Raw genomic sequence first — 15,409 nt, forward strand, 5'->3', positions numbered from 1 at the left:
CGAACCCGTTATTAAATCCACGCTCGAAAATATCTTTCGTGATAACGCCGAGAAGAGGCGTTCTACCGCTCAGATAGGGTCCGCCACGCCTCGTCGAGTTTGTTGGTCACTTCCGACCGCTCTTCGATGTGGACGGTCAGTTCGTCGTCGAAATCGACCCGGACCTCGTCCACGTTCCGCCGATACACCTTGATACGTCGGCGGTCGTCAGAGAGGATGTTGTCGTGTAGTTCCAGGAGGTCGTGTTCGGTCAGTTCGTCGATGCGTCGGTAACACGTCGCGATGGGGATTCCGAGTTCGTCGCTGAGTTCCTGTGCGGAGACCGGTTCGTCCGTCGCGTCGAGGATTTCGGCACTGTATTTATTGCCAAGCGTCTGAAGAATCTCCCCTGAATCCATCGTTATCAAATAATAAATTCAGTCGATAATAAAGCTATCGCCTGTGATATCGACTGAAAGGAGACAAACACGCACTACAGGACGCTCGTACGAAAACAGCGGCCTGTGCCGCTGTATCCGTCGTTCTACCGAGTAATAATGGCTCTATTGTATCGCTAAATTGGTGATTCTTCCTCGCTCATCATCGAGAAGGCGCTGGCGTTCTGGTGGACGTCGATACCGCCGCGGTCGATCTCCATCGGATAGATGTCCGTCTCGATGTTTTGCTTTCGCATCTTGGCGACCCAGACGTATCTGTTCACACCGGTATCAGTCGGCGTCTGGATAAGGTAGATGTTGCCGTCGGTCAGATAGTTTTCCAGCCCGATCTCGGTGTCCGGGAAGACGGCCCCCTGTTCGTTGGTCATCAGCGTCGTGAGACCGCTGTCGCTGAGGATGTCGGTGAACTTCAGGAGATACGTCCGCTTCTCCTTCTCGTTTTCGAAGAACAGTTCGAACATGGCGAGAGAGTCAAGCACCAACCGGTCGTAGTCGCCGTCTTCGAGCTCATCCAGCAGAATATCCAGTGAGGACGTGAAGTCGTTCTCGCGCAGGAGTACCTGCTTGTCGTACACCTTGATGTCGCCGTTGTCGACGTGATCCTGCCAGTTTTCGAAGCCGATGGATTCGGCGGCCTCTCGGAGGTCCGACGCGTCTTCCTCGAAGGAGAGATAGATGCCCTTCTCGTCGTATTTTTCGACGCCGTTGTAGATGTACTGGAGGCAGAGGATCGATTTCCCGGCACCGGGGTTGCCGCTCACCAGTGTCGTTGAGTTCTTCACAATACCGCCGTTCAGAATGTCGTCGAGGCCCTCGATCCCCGTTTTGGTTTGCTCAATCATAGTTTCGGAAGGAACTGGAAGTTGATTAGATACTTCTCTGTCGGGAATGTTAAAAAGTCTTGCTGGTGTGTCGCTAAACAAACCGGAATCAGTCACCAGCGTGGACGATGGCGGGGTCCACCCAGATAACAAAACTGTCATCTCGCTTGATCACGCCCCGGATTGAGCCGGCGTCGTTCGCGGGGGACCGGTCGACCTGCTCCGGCGTGATCTGGACTACCTGATACACCTCATCGACGAGCCAGCCGGCCGCACCCTGTTCCTCGACGATCTCCGGGTCGAAGACGATGATGCGCTTCTCTTCGCCCTCGTCCTCGATACCGAAAACGACCTTGGGGTCGACGATTGATGTCGTGCGCCCGCGCAGGTCCATGACGCCACGGACGTGCGGCGGGGCGTTCGGGACGGACGTGAGTTCGCCGATATCGACGATCTCAGTCACGTAGTCGATACTCACGCAGTACGTTTCCGAGCCGAGCTGGAACTCGAGTACCTGGCCGGTGGTGGCTGACTGTGCTGCCATTGCGGTTCTTATCCAAACTGTCGCGGACAGGGGCGCATAAAGGTGCCTGCTGGGCTATCAACTTTGATTACGTGGGCGGAGTATTTATTTCGGGGCCGGACGGGATTTGGAAGTAGGTATGAGGATGTCTCGTTCGCCGATGTCTCCTGGCCGACGGGAGCGTTGGTGATATGGCAGATGGTGTCCGCGCCGTGGTCGCAGACGACTCTCACTTCATGCGGAGTGTCATCTCTGATATCCTCAGCGATGGCGGTATCGATGTCGTCGCGCAGGCGCGTGATGGCGAGGAGGCGGTGTCGGCCGTTATCGAACACAAACCGGACGTCGTGACGATGGACGTCGAGATGCCGGTAATGAACGGCATCGAGGCGACGGAGCGCATCATGTCGGAGTCTCCGACACCGGTGTTGATGCTGTCGGCACACACCGACGAGAACGCCGATGTGACGTTCGAGGCGCTCGATAAGGGTGCGGTCGACTTCTTCACCAAGCCCGGTGGCGAGGTATCGATGGAGATGTCACGCCTGAAAGACCAGCTGGTCGAGATGGTCAGCTCCGTCGCGGCGGTCGATGTCGGCGCGACACACAGCCACGGCGGGACAAGCAGCGACAGCGGCGCGAGCTCACCAACAGCCGGCGGTTCAGCCACTGACCGGAGGGCAACCGGAGGCTCGTCGAGTCAGACGACCTACGTTGCGAACCCGACGCTCGTCATCGGCTCTTCGACCGGCGGCCCGAAGATGGTGGAACAGGTAATGGAAAACCTCCCCATCGAGGCTGACCTCCGGGTGCTCATCATCCAGCACATGCCGGAGGGGTTCACCGGCCGGTTTGCCGAGCGGATCAACACGCGAAGCGATTACGAGGTCCGGGAGGCCACAGACGGGGCGCGCATCGGCGGCGGCGAGGGACTCGTCGCTGCCGGCGACCGGCACATGGAGGTCAAGAACTACCGGAACGGCCGACTGCGGACGAAGCTGACACAGGACGAACCGGTCAACAGCGTCCGGCCGGCCGTCGACGTGACGATGCGAACGGCCGCGGAGACAATCGACGACCCGCTCGTCGGACTCATCCTCACTGGGATGGGCGAAGACGGCGCAGACGGGATTCGGCGGATCAAGCAGGCCGGTGGCAAGACCATCGCACAGGACGAGGCCACGTCCGCGGTGTACGGCATGCCAAAGCGCGCCGCCGAGACGGGCTGTGTGGACACTGTCTTGCCTATCGACGACATTGCGGACGGCATTATCGACACGATTACCACTGAGGTGACCTGACAATGGACGACCAGTATTTAGACGCATTCATCCGTGAAAGTGAAGAAGCGATTACCGAACTCAACAACTCGCTGCTCGAACTCGAATCCGACCCCTCCAACACGGAGGCGATGGATTCGATCTTCCGGACAGCCCACACGCTGAAGGGTAACTTCGGAGCGATGGGCTTCGACAACGCAGCGAACCTCGCGCACGCGATGGAGGACTTGCTCGACGAGATGCGCCAGGGCAAGATGGAGGTCACGCCGGACCTGATGGACCTCGTCTTCGCCGGCGTCGACAAGATTGAGGTCATCGTCGGGGAGATCGAAGAGCACGGCGAATCGGGGACGGAGACCGACGAGATGGTCGAGGAACTCCGAGCCGTTCTCGAAGAGGGGGCCGCCGCCGCGGGCGACACCGAAACGGCAGACAACGGTGGCTCCTCGGACAGCGATGAGTCGCTCTCCGCGGATGCCAGCGTCAGCGATGCCGACATCGACGCCGACGCTGTCAACGAGCGAGTCCTGCAGGCCGAAATCAGCGTCGGGGAGTCTGACATGCTCGGCGTCGACTCGATGCTTGCCGTCGAGTCCATCGAGGGGCGGTTCGACATTCTCGATTCGAGTCCGAGCCGTGCCGATATCGAGGACGGCGAGTTCGAGGACACGTTCGTCCTGTATCTCGACGGCCCCGACGCGGCGACCGTCGACGCCGAACTGGGAACGACTGGGAAGGTCGACAGCTTCGACGTGACCGACGTGACCGACGCGCTAGCGACCGGGGACGCCGCCGCAGTCGCCGCTGCCGGGTCGGATGCTGAGCCGAGCGCGGACCCGGAGCCGGACAACGAGGAGGAACACAGCGTCGACGAGATCAAGTCCGTCCGCGTCGACGTGGACCAGCTCGACGACCTCCACGGGCTCGTCGAGCAACTGGTCACGAGCCGAATCAAGCTCCGGCGTGGCGTCGAGAAAGACGACCTCGACTCCACTGGCGAGACGCTGAACGAACTGGACAAGATCACGGCGAACCTCCAGAACACGGTGATGGATATGCGGCTCATCCCGCTGAAGAAGGTCGTCGGGAAGTTCCCGCGGCTCGTCCGCGACCTCGCGCGCGAACTCGACAAGGACATCGAGTTCAATATCGAGGGCGAGGACATCGAACTCGACCGGACCATCCTCACCGAGATCTCGGACCCGCTGATGCACATCCTCCGGAACGCCGTCGACCACGGCATCGAGTCGCCCGAGGAGCGAGAACAGGCAGGCAAGGACCCGACGGGCCACATCACGCTCCGGGCCTCCCGCGAGCGCGACCACGTCATCATCGAAGTCGAAGACGACGGGGCCGGGCTCGACGTGAGTGGAATCAGGGAGAAGGCCGTCGAAAAGGGCGTCCGCTCGCCCGAGGAACTGGACGCGATGGACGACTCCGCGGTGTACGACCTCGTGTTCCACCCCGGCTTCTCGACGGCCGACGAAGTGACTGACACCAGCGGGCGCGGCGTCGGCATGGACGTCGTCCACGACACGGTCTCCCAGCTCGACGGGTCGGTCAGCGTCGACTCCGAACCGGGCGAGGGAACGACGGTCTCGCTGCGCCTGCCGGTGACGATGGCTATCGTCAAAGTGCTGTTCGTCAAGGTCGGCGGCGAGGAGTACGGCGTCCCGATCAAGAACGTCGACGAGATTACCGGAACAGAGGAGGCGAAGCAGGTCAACGGCCAGGAAGTCATCAAGCACAACGACGAGATCTACCCGGTCATCCACCTCGACGACACCTTCGACATCGAGGGCGAGACGGCAAACGGCGACGGGATGCTCGTCCGCATCCGCGAGTCCGAACGCCAGGTCGCGCTCCACTGTGACTCGGTCAACAGCCAGGAGGAGGTCGTCGTCAAGCCCCTGGAGGGTATCCTCTCGGGAACACCCGGCCTCTCGGGCACGGCCGTTCTCGGCGACGGGAACATCGTCCACATCCTCGACGTGGTGACGCTATGAACAAAGGTAGCGAGCGCACCTTCAACGACCTCGTGGAGTTCATCGGCGAGGAGATGGACTTCGAGTCGGGCTTTTACAATGACTCGTATCTCGACCGCCGCATCACCGCGCGGATGCGCCGGACCGACACCGAGGACTACCAGTCCTACCAGCGACTGCTGGAGCGCGACGACGGCGAGCGCGAGGAACTGCTCGATTCGCTGTCGATCAACGTCACCAGTTTCTTCCGGAACCCGGACGCCTGGGAGCGATTGCGGCCGGTCCTCCGGGACCTCACGGAGAACAACCGTCGCGTCAGGCTCTGGTCGGCCCCGAGTGCCGACGGCCGCGAGCCGTATTCGGCGGCGATGCTGGCACTCGACGACCCCGAGATCGACGCCCGGCGGGTCGAGATCACGGCGACGGACATCAACGCCGACATCCTCGAAGAAGCCCGAATGGGTACCTACGCGACCTCCCAGACGACCGACATCGCAGACGAGCTGGAGCCGCTGGACGATTACACGAAGTACATCGAGCAGGACGGCAACACGTTTGAGGTCCGGGACCGGGTCAAAGAGATGGTCACGTTCGAGCAACACGACCTCATCCGGGGCGACCCCAAGCGCGATTTCGATCTGGTGTTCTGCCGGAACCTCCTCATCTACATCGACTCGGAGTTCAAGGTCCCCATCTTCGAGACGATCCGCGGGTCGCTCCGCGAGGGCGGATATCTCATGATCGGCATGACCGAGACGCTGCCCGCGGAGTGTCGGGACTCCTTCGAAGCGGTCGACAAACGACACCGCATCTACCGGCGTGTGTAGCGACCAATGAGCCTCTACGAACTGGAACGGGACGGCAAGGCACAGGAACTCATCCGCCTCCTCAGGGAAAGCGACAACGAGCGGGTCAAGACCCGCGCCGCGGAGCTACTGGGGAACTTCGACGACCACGACGACCGGCGCGACGTGGTCAACGCGCTCGTGGACGCGGCCCAGAGCGACAGCGACGCGATCACCGGCGCGGCTATCGACTCGCTGGACGAACTCGGCGACGACGCCATCACGCAACTCATCGGGGGAATGGCCGGCGTCGACCTCGAAGACGACGCCGCAGACTGGGTGAAGGCGAAGGCGTACATGCAGGTGCTTGACGCCGATGTGCCCGAACTCAGGATGGCGGCCGCGAACGGCCTCGGAAACTTAGACCAGGCCGACGCGGTCCCGAAGCTCGCAGAGCGCTTCGAGGACCCGGACCCACGAGTGCGGGCGCGAGCGGCCCGGTCAGCCGGGAAGATCGGCGACTCGCGGGCGACGACGCCGCTCGAAAACGTCTTGTCGGACCCCAAAGCCGCCGTCAGGCGCGAGGCAGCGGACGCGCTGGGGAACATCGGGAACCGGCAGGCGCTCCAAGCGCTGTTGCCGCTGTACGAGGACGACGACGAGCGGGTCCGGCGTATCGCCGTCGGCGCGTTCGGGAACTTCGGCAACGACCGGCCGGTGGACTACCTCATCGAAGCCCTCTCAGACGAGTCGGCCGCCGTGCGGCGGACGGCCGTCTACTCGCTGATCGAACTGCTGTCGAACGTCCCGACCGACCAGAGCCACGAGATCCGCGACACCGTCGTCGAGAAGCTCTCGAACACGGACGACCGGAGCGTCGTCGTGCCGCTGGTCGAAATTCTCGAAGAGAGCACGCAGTCGGCCCAGCGGCGCAACACCGCCTGGATGCTCGGCCGGGTCACCAGTCAGGAAGAGCGGGACCGCGTCATCGAATCACTGGTCGACGCGCTCGACGACGACGACCAGATGCTCCGACAGTTCGCCGCGACCAGCCTCGCCGAACTCGGCGACGACGACAACATGGTCGAGCGGCGACTACTCAAAATTGTCCAGGACGACGGCGTCGACCCCAACGTTCGTGGCCAGGCCATCTTCACCCTCGGGAAAGTCGGCGGCGAGCGGTCCCGGAAGACGCTGGATAAGCTCATTGACGAAACCGAACACGACGTGGTCAGGAAGAAGGCGTTCTCGGCTATCTCGAAGCTCGGTGGCCGCGGATGAGTCAGCCGAGTGGATTAAGACGCGGCGGGGCGTACACCAGAGCGATAGCTGGCTAACCGATGAGCGACGGAGAACACGCACTGGTCGATACGAAGGGGAAGTTCGTCCAGGTCGTCTCGGACGGGCGCAAGCGAAACGACATCGAGTGGCTACCCGGTCGGATACTCCTCTCGAACAAGCGTCTCGTCCTCGCAACCAACGACGGCAAGCGGACCATCCCACTGTCGAAAGTCAGCAGCGTCACGGCCAGCCAGATGAACCAGCCCCTCGCACAGGTGGACAGCTACATCAAGGTGCAGGCCGGCCGGAACGTGACGCTCATCTCGGCGAAAAAGGCCGAGGAGTTCCAGGAGAAACTCTACAGCACGCTGCTCGACCAGACCGTCGTCCTCGTCAACCATCCCGCAGTCAAGGGTGGTGTCGTTCAGGACGGCGGCTGGGAGAAGGGGCGACTCAAACTCGACGGCGACTGCATCAATCTGGCCATCGCCAGCGGTACGTTCGTCGAACTTGACATCGACGACGTGGGGACCGTCGAGAGCAAGGAAAAGACGATTCGGGGCGACGAGCGACCGTTGCTGGAGGTCGAACACACCATCGAAGGGACCAGCGTCGAGACTCACATTTCGGGGACGCCACGTCACGTCTCGCTCATCGAGGGACTCGTCCGGCAAGGTGAGCAGCGCAACATCGCCGACGACGTGGACCTCTCGGATAAGGAGACGCAGGTGCTGATGGCGCTGTACTCCGGCATCTCGCCGTTCAAGATTCCGGACTTCGTCGATATGGAAATAGAGGAAGTCGAAGCCGTGTACGACCGGTTGATGGAAGCCGATATCCTCGAACCGGTCCGGACACGCCGGGAGGTCCAGCTTGAGGCCCGCGGCCGCTCAATCGCGAGCGATGCGATGGCTGACCAGTAACCGTGACGCTGAGACGGTGCGACCGGGACGGACGGTTCGACGCGTTTTTGAAGCGCGGTTGATTGAGAACAGGTATGGCAGAATTCACGGTCGCCGTCTCCGATCCGGAGGACGGCCACACCTACCAGATCGACGTCGACGGACAGGACGCAAACCGCTTCATCGGCCGCGAGCTCGGCGACGAGGTCGACGGCGGCGCTGTCGGCCTCAATGGCTACACGCTCGAACTGACCGGCGGGTCGGACACCTCGGGCCGACCGATGCGACCCGACGTTCGCGGCGTCATGACGAAAGAAATCATGTCCGACGGCGGCGTCGGCTTCAAGCCGACCACCGACGGCGAGCGCAAGCGCATCACCGTCCGCGGCCGCGAGGTCAGCGACGACACGCGCCAGATCAACGCGAAGATCACGGCCCGCGGCAGCGACGACGTGGCCGAACTCCTCGGCGACGACGACGAGTAAGTCAGTGCCGGACCGCGTTCCCAGTGACCACGAAACCGTCGAGACGCATCGCGTTCCCGTCGAGTCGGTCGGCCGAACCGACCGACCCCGGGTCGTGCTCCCGGACGAACTCGATTTCGACGACGGCGACACCGTCCGCCTCGCGCTGGACGGCGACCGGTACCACGCCGTCGTCGAGACGAATCTCGACGGCGAGCCGGTGCTCTCACACGTCGCCGACAACCGCCGACTGGCCCGCGAACGGGACGGGACGAACCGCCTCGCGGAGTGGGTCGCCGACGGCGAAGTCTCGCTCGGCGGGTCAGCACATCTCGACGTGGTAACCGACGGAACCGAGTACGGCCTCCGAACGCCGGGCAAGCGCGTCGTCTATACGGCGACCGGCGGGCCGGACGCCTCGCTGTCAGATATTGCTCGAAACCTCGACAACTGACGCCGTTAGCCCCCATTCTCCCGAATGAAGCCGATTTTTGCTGCTGATACTCGCGCGAAACGCTCAATATCAGTGCTGATGTACATCGGGTAACGGACGAATGTCGGAATCAGTGATCGCGGATTTCGTCGGCAAATTCAACTCCGAAGTGGCCGGTCGGGGCGACCCTATCAGGGGTCGGATCGTCCTCTCGCAAAAGCGGCTGGTACTGGCCGCAAGCGAGGACGACAAGCTGACGATCCCGCTGGACTCGATTTTCGACATTGCCATCGGGCAGGTCCCGCCCGACCTAGGCGATTTCTTCGACTCGACGGTGACGATCGCCTTCGAACACAGGGGGAAGCGGCTCGTCGCAGCCATCGAGGCTGGCGACGAGAAGATCGAGAAGTTCGGGACGGTGCTGTTCAAGGCCGTCATCAACGGCACCGAAACGACGGTCAAAGAGCGCGCCCGCGTCGGTGGCCGCGTCACCGACGAGTCGTTCAAGACTGCGAAGCTCTTTCTCACACCCGGTAACGTCGAGTTCCGACGCAAGGACGGATCGTTCAACGTCGATCTCAAAACGGTGTCAGACTTCGACCGGAACACGCGGGAGATCAACGGCACGGGCCGGCCGGTGCTGACAGTCCGGCACATGAAAGACGGGACAGCCATGACGACGCTGGCCGCGATGGCTTCGAGTCGAAAGATGTCGATCCTCGGGCGCTATCTCCGCCGCGAGTACGCCGAGCTCATGGAGGAGCTCAAAAACGTCGAGCTCACCAAGGACAAGAAGGAGGTGCTGGTCGCCATGTACTCGACCGGCGACATGGACGGGATGCCGCTGGCGAGCATTCTCGGCAAGGACTCCTCACAGGTGTCGATGATTCTCCAGGACCTCGCCGAGGACGGCCTCGTTCAGGACGCGTCCGACGGGCCGACGCTCACGCCGACTGGCAAGGTCGTCGCCAGCCGCCATCTCGAAGACGTCAACGCCTGATACGGATTGTTGTAGATTATTTCCGGATAGTGCCGATCACGGGGTCGACACATACCGGTAAATCGCTACAACAAGCCGTATGAGACGGATTGTCTACCTGTTTACTCCTCGGCCGCGACAATCGTACTGACTCTGGCATTCTCTTTGAGCTGTAGCCCCGCGCCGCCGACCGATAGCGGCACGCGCGGGAGCGCGTCGACGTGCAGTGTCGGGTGCGTCGCGCCGCGTTCGAGCAGTTCCGTCCGCGGCTGGAGCGTCACCGTCGCCGCGCCGGTCAGCGATTCGTTGTACTCGACGAGATACTGGCCGGCCCGCAGCGTCCACCACTCGTAGTCGTCGTCCGGATTCCGCTTCTCGCTCGAATGGGGTGTGACGCCGGCCGCGTCGAGTTCGCCGCCGCCGAAGTCGATCCGCCCCGGCTCGACGACCTCGTACACTTCGCCGACGGTGAGGTCGAACCCCGGGCTGTCGGTCTGGGTCGGTTCGTGGACGATATCCGTGACGTACTCGCCGAAGTCGGTCATGGACGACGATACCAGGCGAGTGAGCCTAAAAGTGAGGCTGGAAGGGGCGGCGACACAGCGCGTCTCGTTCCCGAGCGGAACGCGGCACTTTTGCCCGGCGAGTGACTCTCCCCCTGCATGACCAAACACACGGAGTTTCTGGCGGGCGAGCGGCCTGAAGACGTGCTCTTCTTCCTGCACGAGGACGCCGTCTCGAACCCCGGCGCGCTGGCCGAGTACGCAGACGAAGTCGAGGACGGCCACGTCCTCGTCCTGCCGGGCGACGACGGCCGCAGCGCGTTCCAGTCGGCGACGGGCATCGACCCGATGGGACTGGCTCAGCAGGCGATGGGAACCGAGGGCGACATCGACGACGACCTGACCGACGCGGTCTGTCCGATCGCCGAGGAGGAGCCGGAGAGCGACCACACGACCCGATTCGTCTTCGCCTTCGCCGAGGAACAGAACGAGGACGTAGGCGGGCTCTACGCCGAGGGAGACGTGGTCCACGCCTACGCAGTCTGTGCCTGTGGAGAACGGTACAGCGACAAGTGGGTCGTCGGGGAGTAGTCCCCGGGCCTACAGCAGGAACGGTTCGGCAAGTCTGACAAGCAGTGCCTTCGGCAGGCCCGTCACGGGGCCGCCATCGTGTGAGTACGACACCCCGACCTCATTGCGGGTGACGCCGTGCCGGAGGTGCTGGATGCCGTCAATCATGAACCAGCAGCCGAGAAGCGCCCGGGGACGACGACCCACGTTAGGCCGGCGGCCGCGACCGTGTACGCCACGAAGCCGAACACGAGGAGCCCGAACACCATGTGGTCGGCGTAGTCGCCGACAGTGGCCTGGGCGGCGTCGGCGACGAGCCAGACACAGAAGGCGAGCGCCGCTGCGACCGCAGCATACCGTACCGAGCCGTCGAGGACGTACAGCGTCACGCCGACGGCAACGGCGCTTCCGAGTCGCCGTCGCACAGCTGTTTCGCGCGCGATTCGCGTGTGGAGGGACTCGGACATCACCCGGCAGTGACGGGGGAGAGATAAATCAACGTTGTGTCAGGGGGCGAGATACCGTTCAGTTCGTTCACGGGCCCGCCTATCGGTCGGTATCGACGCCTTCCACTTCTTCCTCGGGCAGCCGTCGGAAGGCGTCCACGATAGCCTGTTTCGCCACGGCCCCTTGCGTCGTCCAGTGGTGGGCGTAGTCCATCATGTCGTCGTAGATGTCGGGCTTGCAGCCCGCCGCCTTCGGGTGGCCGCCGCCGTTGACCTGCTGGGCGACCTCGTGGGCGCGCTCGAAGTTATCCGTCCCACGAATCGAGGCGGAGCCGGCGGGCTTGACGATGACGGCGGCGTCAGCGCCCTGCTCGCGGAGCGCCTCGGCGACCTCGTTCTGGGAGCAGCGGCCGTAGGTGACGCCGACCGTCCACTCGCCGACATCGCGGAGTTCGGCCCGCTCGACGGCCTTCTCGATGAGCGCCTCCTTCTCGACGCGCTTCTCGTCGAGGAACTCGTGGAACTCCGGAGAGAGGTCGGGGCCGTGGTCGCGGACCGCCTCGATGTACTCTTCGGGTTCGCTCCAATAGGACAGGTCCGCGAGGTCGTCGCTTCGGGGGTCGTCGCGGATCCAGAGGTCGTGGTCGCGGGTGACGGCGGCGAGATCGGCCCACTGCTCGTCGAAGTCGTAGTCGAGTTCCGAAAGCGCCACGTCGGCGGTACACACTTCCTCGCTGTCCCCGACGGTGCGCTCGACGCCGGCCGCGTCCACGTCGGCGGCGAGGTCGTCGGGCCACTGGTGGTGGTCGAACCAGACGACGCGTTCGACGCGCTCGATCAGCGAATCGAGGGGCGCGATGTCGGATTCGCGGTCGGGACAGAGGTCACAGATGAAGACGGTCGCGTCGGGGTCGGCGTACTCGGCGGTCCATTCGAGCGCTTCGGTGAGTTCGTGTGGGCCGGCAGGCAGCAGTGCGCCTTCTCCGTGGGCCTCGCGAATCAGTGCGGTACAGGCCAGTCCGTCTGCGTCCGGGTCGGCGATAACAATGACACCGGCGTCGTCCAGCGTCTCGGCGGCTTCCGCTTCGGCTTGCTCTTCCTCGTAGGAATCCGGGATAAAGAACCCCTCGCCGGGGAGTACGGATTTGCGGCCGATAGAGAGACGGTCGTCGTCGATGAGCCAATCGTCCATGCCCCAGCAAGCGGGCGGGGCGTCAAGAAGCCGTCGGGTTCCGTTACACGTCCTCGCGCTCGGGGTTTGGCTCGCCTTCGAGCTGGCGGACCGTCAGCACCGGCATGGGGGCCTCCCGGATGAGTTCCTCGGCGACGCTTCCCAGCAGGAATCCATGTTCGCCGTGGCGGCCCCGAGTCCCGCTGACGATGACATCGGCGTCGTGTTCCGCCGCGTACTTGCAGATTTCGTCGGCCGGGTCACCCTCCCGGACGGCAGTGACGAGCTCCTCGTCTGCCTCGGCGTCGGCGGCCTCCAGAATGAACGAGAGGGCGCGGCCGCCAGTGGTCGCCAGCGCGCGCTCCAGCGCCTCGCGAACCTCTTCGGGAGTCGTCTCAACCTCGCCGGTGTCGACGACGTACAGCCCGTGGACAGTTGCGTCGAAGCGCGCTGCCAGGTCCAGCGCCGCTTCGACGGCCCGCTCTGCGCTGCCGGAGCCGTCCGTGGCGATGACCACCGTATCGAACATACACCACGCATCGAAGCCGCGACTAAATACACTGTTGGTCACGGCGAGGGACGCTCCGGATGACGCCACGGGGTCGGCACGAACCTCGGTGGATTTTTGCCGGCCGGGGCCGCACTGGCGAGTGATGGACATCGACCTCGTACTCGCGCCGGTCGACGGCAGCGACCAGTCGGAACGAGCGGCCGAGTACGCGATCGCCGTCGCGGAGCGGTACGACGCCGATCTCCACCTGCTGTTCGTCATCGACGAACGGCTCCACCAGGATATCGACAGCGGCGACGTGAGCGCAACCGCGATCGCCGAGGAGCATCGAGCGTTCACCGAGAGCATCCGGGAACGGTTCCGCGACGTCCACGACGGCACGTTCGAAACGTCGTCCGCGACCGCGTTCTCCGAGACACGACTGATGCAGACACCGGGCAGCGTCGTCCTCGACGTGGCGGAGGACGTCGACGCGGATTTCATCGTCGTCCCGCGCGAGGAGAGAAGCGAGGGCGAAGAGGCCGTCGGGCGCGCGGCGATCTACGTCATCGAGTACGCCAGCCAGCCGGTGCTCACCGTTTAGAGACGGATCGCCATCTCTATCTCGAAGCTCTCGGCGCTACTGATCTCAAAGCCGACCTTCTCGTACAGCGATATCGCCGGGTCGTTCCACCGCTCGACGGTGAGCCAGACGTGGTCGATACCCTCGGCCTGACCGTGACCCAGCAGCGTCTCGACCAGCGCCGTCCCGATACCAGCGCCCTGGTAGGCCTGTAGCACGAAGATAGCGAGTTCGTGCTCGTCCTCGTTGTCCGGGACCAGCGTCGCGTGGCCGGCGACAGTGTCGTCGTGTTTGGCGACGACGTTGACACAGTCGCCGTCGAGGATCGTTTCGAGCCACTCACGGATCGCTTCCTCTTTGACCGGCGGGATGCCCTGCGCACGGTCGGCAGGGTCGAAGTCGAGATACATCTCGACGAGGCTCTCCGTATCGGCGTCGTCGGCGGGAATGACGTCGATGGGACGGTCCTTGCGGTCGGTGATCGTCCGTGGCGGCTGTGGGAACTCTTCGGCGGGTTCGTCTGGGTACGTTCGAGTCATCGGATGAGAGTCACTGGCGTCTGTGCGTTCAGCAGGACGAACTCGACGATGGGGCCGAGCTGTATCTTCCCGAGCGGCGAGCGGCCGCCACCGCCGAGGACGATCCTATCGAACTCCTCGCTCTCGGCGATGTTCACCAGCTCGCTGCCCGGCGAGGTGCCTTCGACGTGGCGGATCGGCGGCTCGAGCCCGCTTTCGTCGATATACTCCTGTATCCGCTGCTGGACCGTTTCGAGGTCGGCGTCGATGTCGCCGTTTTCGAAGACAGCGACGGTCAGCTCGTCGCCTGTTTCCGATACGCGTTCGAGTGTCTCGGTCAGTGCCTGGTAGGACAGTTCGCTGCCCCCGACACCGAGCAGTATTTTCATAGTCGGGCCATGCATGGGAGCGGTAAAAAAGCCACCCGGCTGAACTGTCGGGGAAAGACCATGACAGCGGGGCGGCGGCGATACCCTTTTTCACCGCGGGCACGCATGCTCGGCTATGACTGAGGGCGCACCGCCGGACGAGACGGATGTCGAGGCGTCAGACGACGGTTCGGCCGGCCACCAGCCGGACGACCCGGCGGCCGCGGATGACGGGGCCGACGACGGCGACACCACGGAAAGCGGCCCCGCCGACTCGGCCACCGAGGAGTCAGCGCCGGCCGGGCCGGCCGGCGAGGCAGCGGTGTCGGAAGCCAGTGACGTCCCGTCCGACGTACAGAAGTACGACCGCTTCAAGAAGATTGAGGGCGGGACCTACGACCGCGCGAACGATTTCCTCCGGGACCGGACGTACATCACCGCCCGCGAGTGGGCCATCGCCCGCCTCTGTGCTGACTTCCGGACCGAAACTGGCGTCGAGATGACGAAAATCGGGGAGAACCTCCCAGAACTCGTCCCGTTCATGACGGACACGTACACGCCACAGGCGGTCAATCAGGCCCGCGCGGCCTTCGAGGACAAGGTCCGGAAGGCCGGGGCGACGTTCCTCTACGGCGCGATGTGTGACTTCTTCACCGCCGAGGACCTCGACGACGTGATGTACGAGGCCACCGAGGTCGCGAAGTTCCTCCTCGAAGTCGAGGGTGTCGACCTCGCCGTCGAGGACGAGATGGAGGCCGAAGACCGGATTTCCTCGGTGATGCGGGAGGTCCGCGAGCAGTCCGCGGCGCTGCGACACGACGAGGTGTGTTGTCCGGAGTGTGGGAATGAATTCCAAGTCGACGAGTAGAC

General features: G+C 63.6%; 21 protein-coding genes. 11 read left to right on the forward strand and 10 right to left on the reverse strand.

Annotated features, from left to right (window positions below):
* Nucleotides 1–62: 62 nt before the first annotated feature.
* The 3 genes from ACNO8S_RS13065 to ACNO8S_RS13075 all read right to left on the reverse strand — a co-directional run bounded on the left by ACNO8S_RS13065 (nucleotide 63) and on the right by ACNO8S_RS13075 (nucleotide 1,802).
* A complete protein-coding gene (locus tag ACNO8S_RS13065) occupies nucleotides 63–398 on the reverse strand; it encodes an ArsR/SmtB family transcription factor (RefSeq protein WP_004515272.1) in 336 nt (111 codons plus the stop codon).
* Between the two features lie 155 nt (nucleotides 399–553).
* On the reverse strand, nucleotides 554–1,279 hold the full coding sequence (locus ACNO8S_RS13070) for an RAD55 family ATPase (RefSeq protein WP_050037098.1): 726 nt from the start codon (nucleotides 1,277–1,279) through the stop codon (nucleotides 554–556).
* A gap of 88 nt (nucleotides 1,280–1,367) precedes the next feature.
* The gene (locus ACNO8S_RS13075) at nucleotides 1,368–1,802 is read right to left on the reverse strand and encodes a chemotaxis protein CheW (RefSeq protein ID WP_008307828.1); all 435 of its coding nucleotides are present in this window, start codon (nucleotides 1,800–1,802) and stop codon (nucleotides 1,368–1,370) included.
* Nucleotides 1,803–1,972: 170 nt separating this feature from the next.
* Here ACNO8S_RS13075 and ACNO8S_RS13080 point away from each other — a divergent pair, with 170 nt between their 5' ends.
* From ACNO8S_RS13080 to ACNO8S_RS13115, 8 genes are all read left to right on the forward strand, one after another.
* Nucleotides 1,973–3,082, forward strand: coding sequence for a protein-glutamate methylesterase/protein-glutamine glutaminase (locus ACNO8S_RS13080; protein WP_023843419.1), 1,110 nt, complete (start codon nucleotides 1,973–1,975; stop codon nucleotides 3,080–3,082).
* A 2-nt stretch (nucleotides 3,083–3,084) separates the two neighbouring features.
* Entirely contained in the window at nucleotides 3,085–5,067 is a 1,983-nt protein-coding gene (cheA, locus tag ACNO8S_RS13085; RefSeq protein ID WP_151103825.1) for a chemotaxis protein CheA, read from the forward strand.
* Nucleotides 5,064–5,873, forward strand: coding sequence for a CheR family methyltransferase (locus ACNO8S_RS13090; protein WP_014041347.1), 810 nt, complete (start codon nucleotides 5,064–5,066; stop codon nucleotides 5,871–5,873). The genes cheA and ACNO8S_RS13090 overlap by 4 nt, the downstream gene beginning before the upstream one ends.
* Before the next feature lie 6 nt (nucleotides 5,874–5,879).
* Nucleotides 5,880–7,112: a HEAT repeat domain-containing protein gene (locus tag ACNO8S_RS13095; RefSeq protein ID WP_151103826.1), complete on the forward strand. Its 1,233-nt coding sequence runs from the start codon at nucleotides 5,880–5,882 to the stop codon at nucleotides 7,110–7,112.
* A gap of 59 nt (nucleotides 7,113–7,171) precedes the next feature.
* Nucleotides 7,172–8,035 carry a CheF family chemotaxis protein gene (locus tag ACNO8S_RS13100; protein ID WP_050037103.1) on the forward strand — a complete coding sequence of 288 codons (864 nt, stop codon included), beginning with the start codon at nucleotides 7,172–7,174 and terminating at the stop codon, nucleotides 8,033–8,035.
* Between the two features lie 74 nt (nucleotides 8,036–8,109).
* Nucleotides 8,110–8,499 (forward strand): 30S ribosomal protein S6e, encoded by a 390-nt coding sequence (locus ACNO8S_RS13105; RefSeq protein ID WP_420182050.1) that lies wholly within the window; start codon nucleotides 8,110–8,112, stop codon nucleotides 8,497–8,499.
* A 4-nt stretch (nucleotides 8,500–8,503) separates the two neighbouring features.
* Complete coding sequence (locus ACNO8S_RS13110; RefSeq protein ID WP_014041351.1) at nucleotides 8,504–8,932, forward strand: DUF7112 family protein; 429 nt, start codon at nucleotides 8,504–8,506, stop codon at nucleotides 8,930–8,932.
* A 100-nt stretch (nucleotides 8,933–9,032) separates the two neighbouring features.
* Entirely contained in the window at nucleotides 9,033–9,911 is an 879-nt protein-coding gene (locus tag ACNO8S_RS13115) for a CheF family chemotaxis protein (RefSeq protein ID WP_014041352.1), read from the forward strand.
* Between the two features lie 101 nt (nucleotides 9,912–10,012).
* On the opposite strand, the gene ACNO8S_RS13120 is transcribed toward ACNO8S_RS13115, so the two are convergent.
* On the reverse strand, nucleotides 10,013–10,435 hold the full coding sequence (locus ACNO8S_RS13120; RefSeq protein ID WP_050007268.1) for a dCTP deaminase: 423 nt from the start codon (nucleotides 10,433–10,435) through the stop codon (nucleotides 10,013–10,015).
* A gap of 117 nt (nucleotides 10,436–10,552) precedes the next feature.
* Between ACNO8S_RS13120 and ACNO8S_RS13125 the strand changes: the two genes are divergently transcribed.
* The gene (locus tag ACNO8S_RS13125) at nucleotides 10,553–10,984 is read left to right on the forward strand and encodes a DUF5807 family protein (RefSeq protein ID WP_014041354.1); all 432 of its coding nucleotides are present in this window, start codon (nucleotides 10,553–10,555) and stop codon (nucleotides 10,982–10,984) included.
* 9 nt (nucleotides 10,985–10,993) lie between these two features.
* On the opposite strand, the gene ACNO8S_RS13130 is transcribed toward ACNO8S_RS13125, so the two are convergent.
* The 4 genes from ACNO8S_RS13130 to ACNO8S_RS13145 form a co-directional block, all read right to left on the reverse strand.
* A complete protein-coding gene (locus ACNO8S_RS13130) occupies nucleotides 10,994–11,131 on the reverse strand; it encodes a hypothetical protein (protein ID WP_420182051.1) in 138 nt (45 codons plus the stop codon).
* The gene (locus ACNO8S_RS13135; RefSeq protein WP_420182052.1) at nucleotides 11,128–11,430 is read right to left on the reverse strand and encodes a hypothetical protein; all 303 of its coding nucleotides are present in this window, start codon (nucleotides 11,428–11,430) and stop codon (nucleotides 11,128–11,130) included. The genes ACNO8S_RS13130 and ACNO8S_RS13135 overlap by 4 nt, the downstream gene beginning before the upstream one ends.
* Nucleotides 11,431–11,509: 79 nt before the next feature.
* Complete coding sequence (locus ACNO8S_RS13140; RefSeq protein WP_420182053.1) at nucleotides 11,510–12,601, reverse strand: DHH family phosphoesterase; 1,092 nt, start codon at nucleotides 12,599–12,601, stop codon at nucleotides 11,510–11,512.
* A 43-nt stretch (nucleotides 12,602–12,644) separates the two neighbouring features.
* Nucleotides 12,645–13,109 carry a universal stress protein gene (locus ACNO8S_RS13145; RefSeq protein ID WP_014041357.1) on the reverse strand — a complete coding sequence of 155 codons (465 nt, stop codon included), beginning with the start codon at nucleotides 13,107–13,109 and terminating at the stop codon, nucleotides 12,645–12,647.
* 124 nt (nucleotides 13,110–13,233) lie between these two features.
* On the opposite strand from ACNO8S_RS13145, the gene ACNO8S_RS13150 reads away from it, so the two are divergent.
* A complete protein-coding gene (locus ACNO8S_RS13150) occupies nucleotides 13,234–13,674 on the forward strand; it encodes a universal stress protein (RefSeq protein ID WP_008307802.1) in 441 nt (146 codons plus the stop codon).
* Here ACNO8S_RS13150 and ACNO8S_RS13155 read toward each other — a convergent pair.
* Nucleotides 13,671–14,192: a GNAT family N-acetyltransferase gene (locus ACNO8S_RS13155; protein ID WP_008307801.1), complete on the reverse strand. Its 522-nt coding sequence runs from the start codon at nucleotides 14,190–14,192 to the stop codon at nucleotides 13,671–13,673. The genes ACNO8S_RS13150 and ACNO8S_RS13155 overlap by 4 nt on opposite strands.
* On the reverse strand, nucleotides 14,189–14,560 hold the full coding sequence (locus ACNO8S_RS13160; protein ID WP_014041358.1) for a universal stress protein: 372 nt from the start codon (nucleotides 14,558–14,560) through the stop codon (nucleotides 14,189–14,191). The genes ACNO8S_RS13155 and ACNO8S_RS13160 overlap by 4 nt, the downstream gene beginning before the upstream one ends.
* A 115-nt stretch (nucleotides 14,561–14,675) precedes the next feature.
* On the opposite strand from ACNO8S_RS13160, the gene ACNO8S_RS13165 reads away from it, so the two are divergent.
* Complete coding sequence (locus ACNO8S_RS13165; protein WP_146416875.1) at nucleotides 14,676–15,407, forward strand: DUF5806 family protein; 732 nt, start codon at nucleotides 14,676–14,678, stop codon at nucleotides 15,405–15,407.
* Nucleotides 15,408–15,409 lie beyond the last annotated feature (2 nt).

It is taken from the genome of Haloarcula sp. KBTZ06 (assembly GCF_048595605.1).
GTDB lineage: Archaea > Halobacteriota > Halobacteria > Halobacteriales > Haloarculaceae > Haloarcula > Haloarcula hispanica.

What these genes read in the sequence shown, in the direction of transcription:
- ACNO8S_RS13130 (WP_420182051.1), bottom strand. Translation starts at nt 11,131, where the DNA reads ATGATTGACGGCATCCAGCACCTCCGGCACGGCGTCACCCGCAATGAG.
- ACNO8S_RS13090 (WP_014041347.1), top strand. Translation starts at nt 5,064, where the DNA reads ATGAACAAAGGTAGCGAGCGCACCTTCAACGACCTCGTGGAGTTCATC.
- ACNO8S_RS13095 (WP_151103826.1), top strand. Translation starts at nt 5,880, where the DNA reads ATGAGCCTCTACGAACTGGAACGGGACGGCAAGGCACAGGAACTCATC.
- ACNO8S_RS13160 (WP_014041358.1), bottom strand. Translation starts at nt 14,560, where the DNA reads ATGAAAATACTGCTCGGTGTCGGGGGCAGCGAACTGTCCTACCAGGCA.
- ACNO8S_RS13070 (WP_050037098.1), bottom strand. Translation starts at nt 1,279, where the DNA reads ATGATTGAGCAAACCAAAACGGGGATCGAGGGCCTCGACGACATTCTG.
- ACNO8S_RS13105 (WP_420182050.1), top strand. Translation starts at nt 8,110, where the DNA reads ATGGCAGAATTCACGGTCGCCGTCTCCGATCCGGAGGACGGCCACACC.
- cheA (WP_151103825.1), top strand. Translation starts at nt 3,085, where the DNA reads ATGGACGACCAGTATTTAGACGCATTCATCCGTGAAAGTGAAGAAGCG.
- ACNO8S_RS13075 (WP_008307828.1), bottom strand. Translation starts at nt 1,802, where the DNA reads ATGGCAGCACAGTCAGCCACCACCGGCCAGGTACTCGAGTTCCAGCTC.
- ACNO8S_RS13065 (WP_004515272.1), bottom strand. Translation starts at nt 398, where the DNA reads ATGGATTCAGGGGAGATTCTTCAGACGCTTGGCAATAAATACAGTGCC.
- ACNO8S_RS13150 (WP_008307802.1), top strand. Translation starts at nt 13,234, where the DNA reads ATGGACATCGACCTCGTACTCGCGCCGGTCGACGGCAGCGACCAGTCG.
- ACNO8S_RS13120 (WP_050007268.1), bottom strand. Translation starts at nt 10,435, where the DNA reads ATGACCGACTTCGGCGAGTACGTCACGGATATCGTCCACGAACCGACC.
- ACNO8S_RS13145 (WP_014041357.1), bottom strand. Translation starts at nt 13,109, where the DNA reads ATGTTCGATACGGTGGTCATCGCCACGGACGGCTCCGGCAGCGCAGAG.
- ACNO8S_RS13165 (WP_146416875.1), top strand. Translation starts at nt 14,676, where the DNA reads ATGACTGAGGGCGCACCGCCGGACGAGACGGATGTCGAGGCGTCAGAC.
- ACNO8S_RS13135 (WP_420182052.1), bottom strand. Translation starts at nt 11,430, where the DNA reads ATGTCCGAGTCCCTCCACACGCGAATCGCGCGCGAAACAGCTGTGCGA.
- ACNO8S_RS13115 (WP_014041352.1), top strand. Translation starts at nt 9,033, where the DNA reads ATGTCGGAATCAGTGATCGCGGATTTCGTCGGCAAATTCAACTCCGAA.
- ACNO8S_RS13125 (WP_014041354.1), top strand. Translation starts at nt 10,553, where the DNA reads ATGACCAAACACACGGAGTTTCTGGCGGGCGAGCGGCCTGAAGACGTG.
- ACNO8S_RS13080 (WP_023843419.1), top strand. Translation starts at nt 1,973, where the DNA reads ATGGCAGATGGTGTCCGCGCCGTGGTCGCAGACGACTCTCACTTCATG.
- ACNO8S_RS13140 (WP_420182053.1), bottom strand. Translation starts at nt 12,601, where the DNA reads ATGGACGATTGGCTCATCGACGACGACCGTCTCTCTATCGGCCGCAAA.
- ACNO8S_RS13100 (WP_050037103.1), top strand. Translation starts at nt 7,172, where the DNA reads ATGAGCGACGGAGAACACGCACTGGTCGATACGAAGGGGAAGTTCGTC.
- ACNO8S_RS13155 (WP_008307801.1), bottom strand. Translation starts at nt 14,192, where the DNA reads ATGACTCGAACGTACCCAGACGAACCCGCCGAAGAGTTCCCACAGCCG.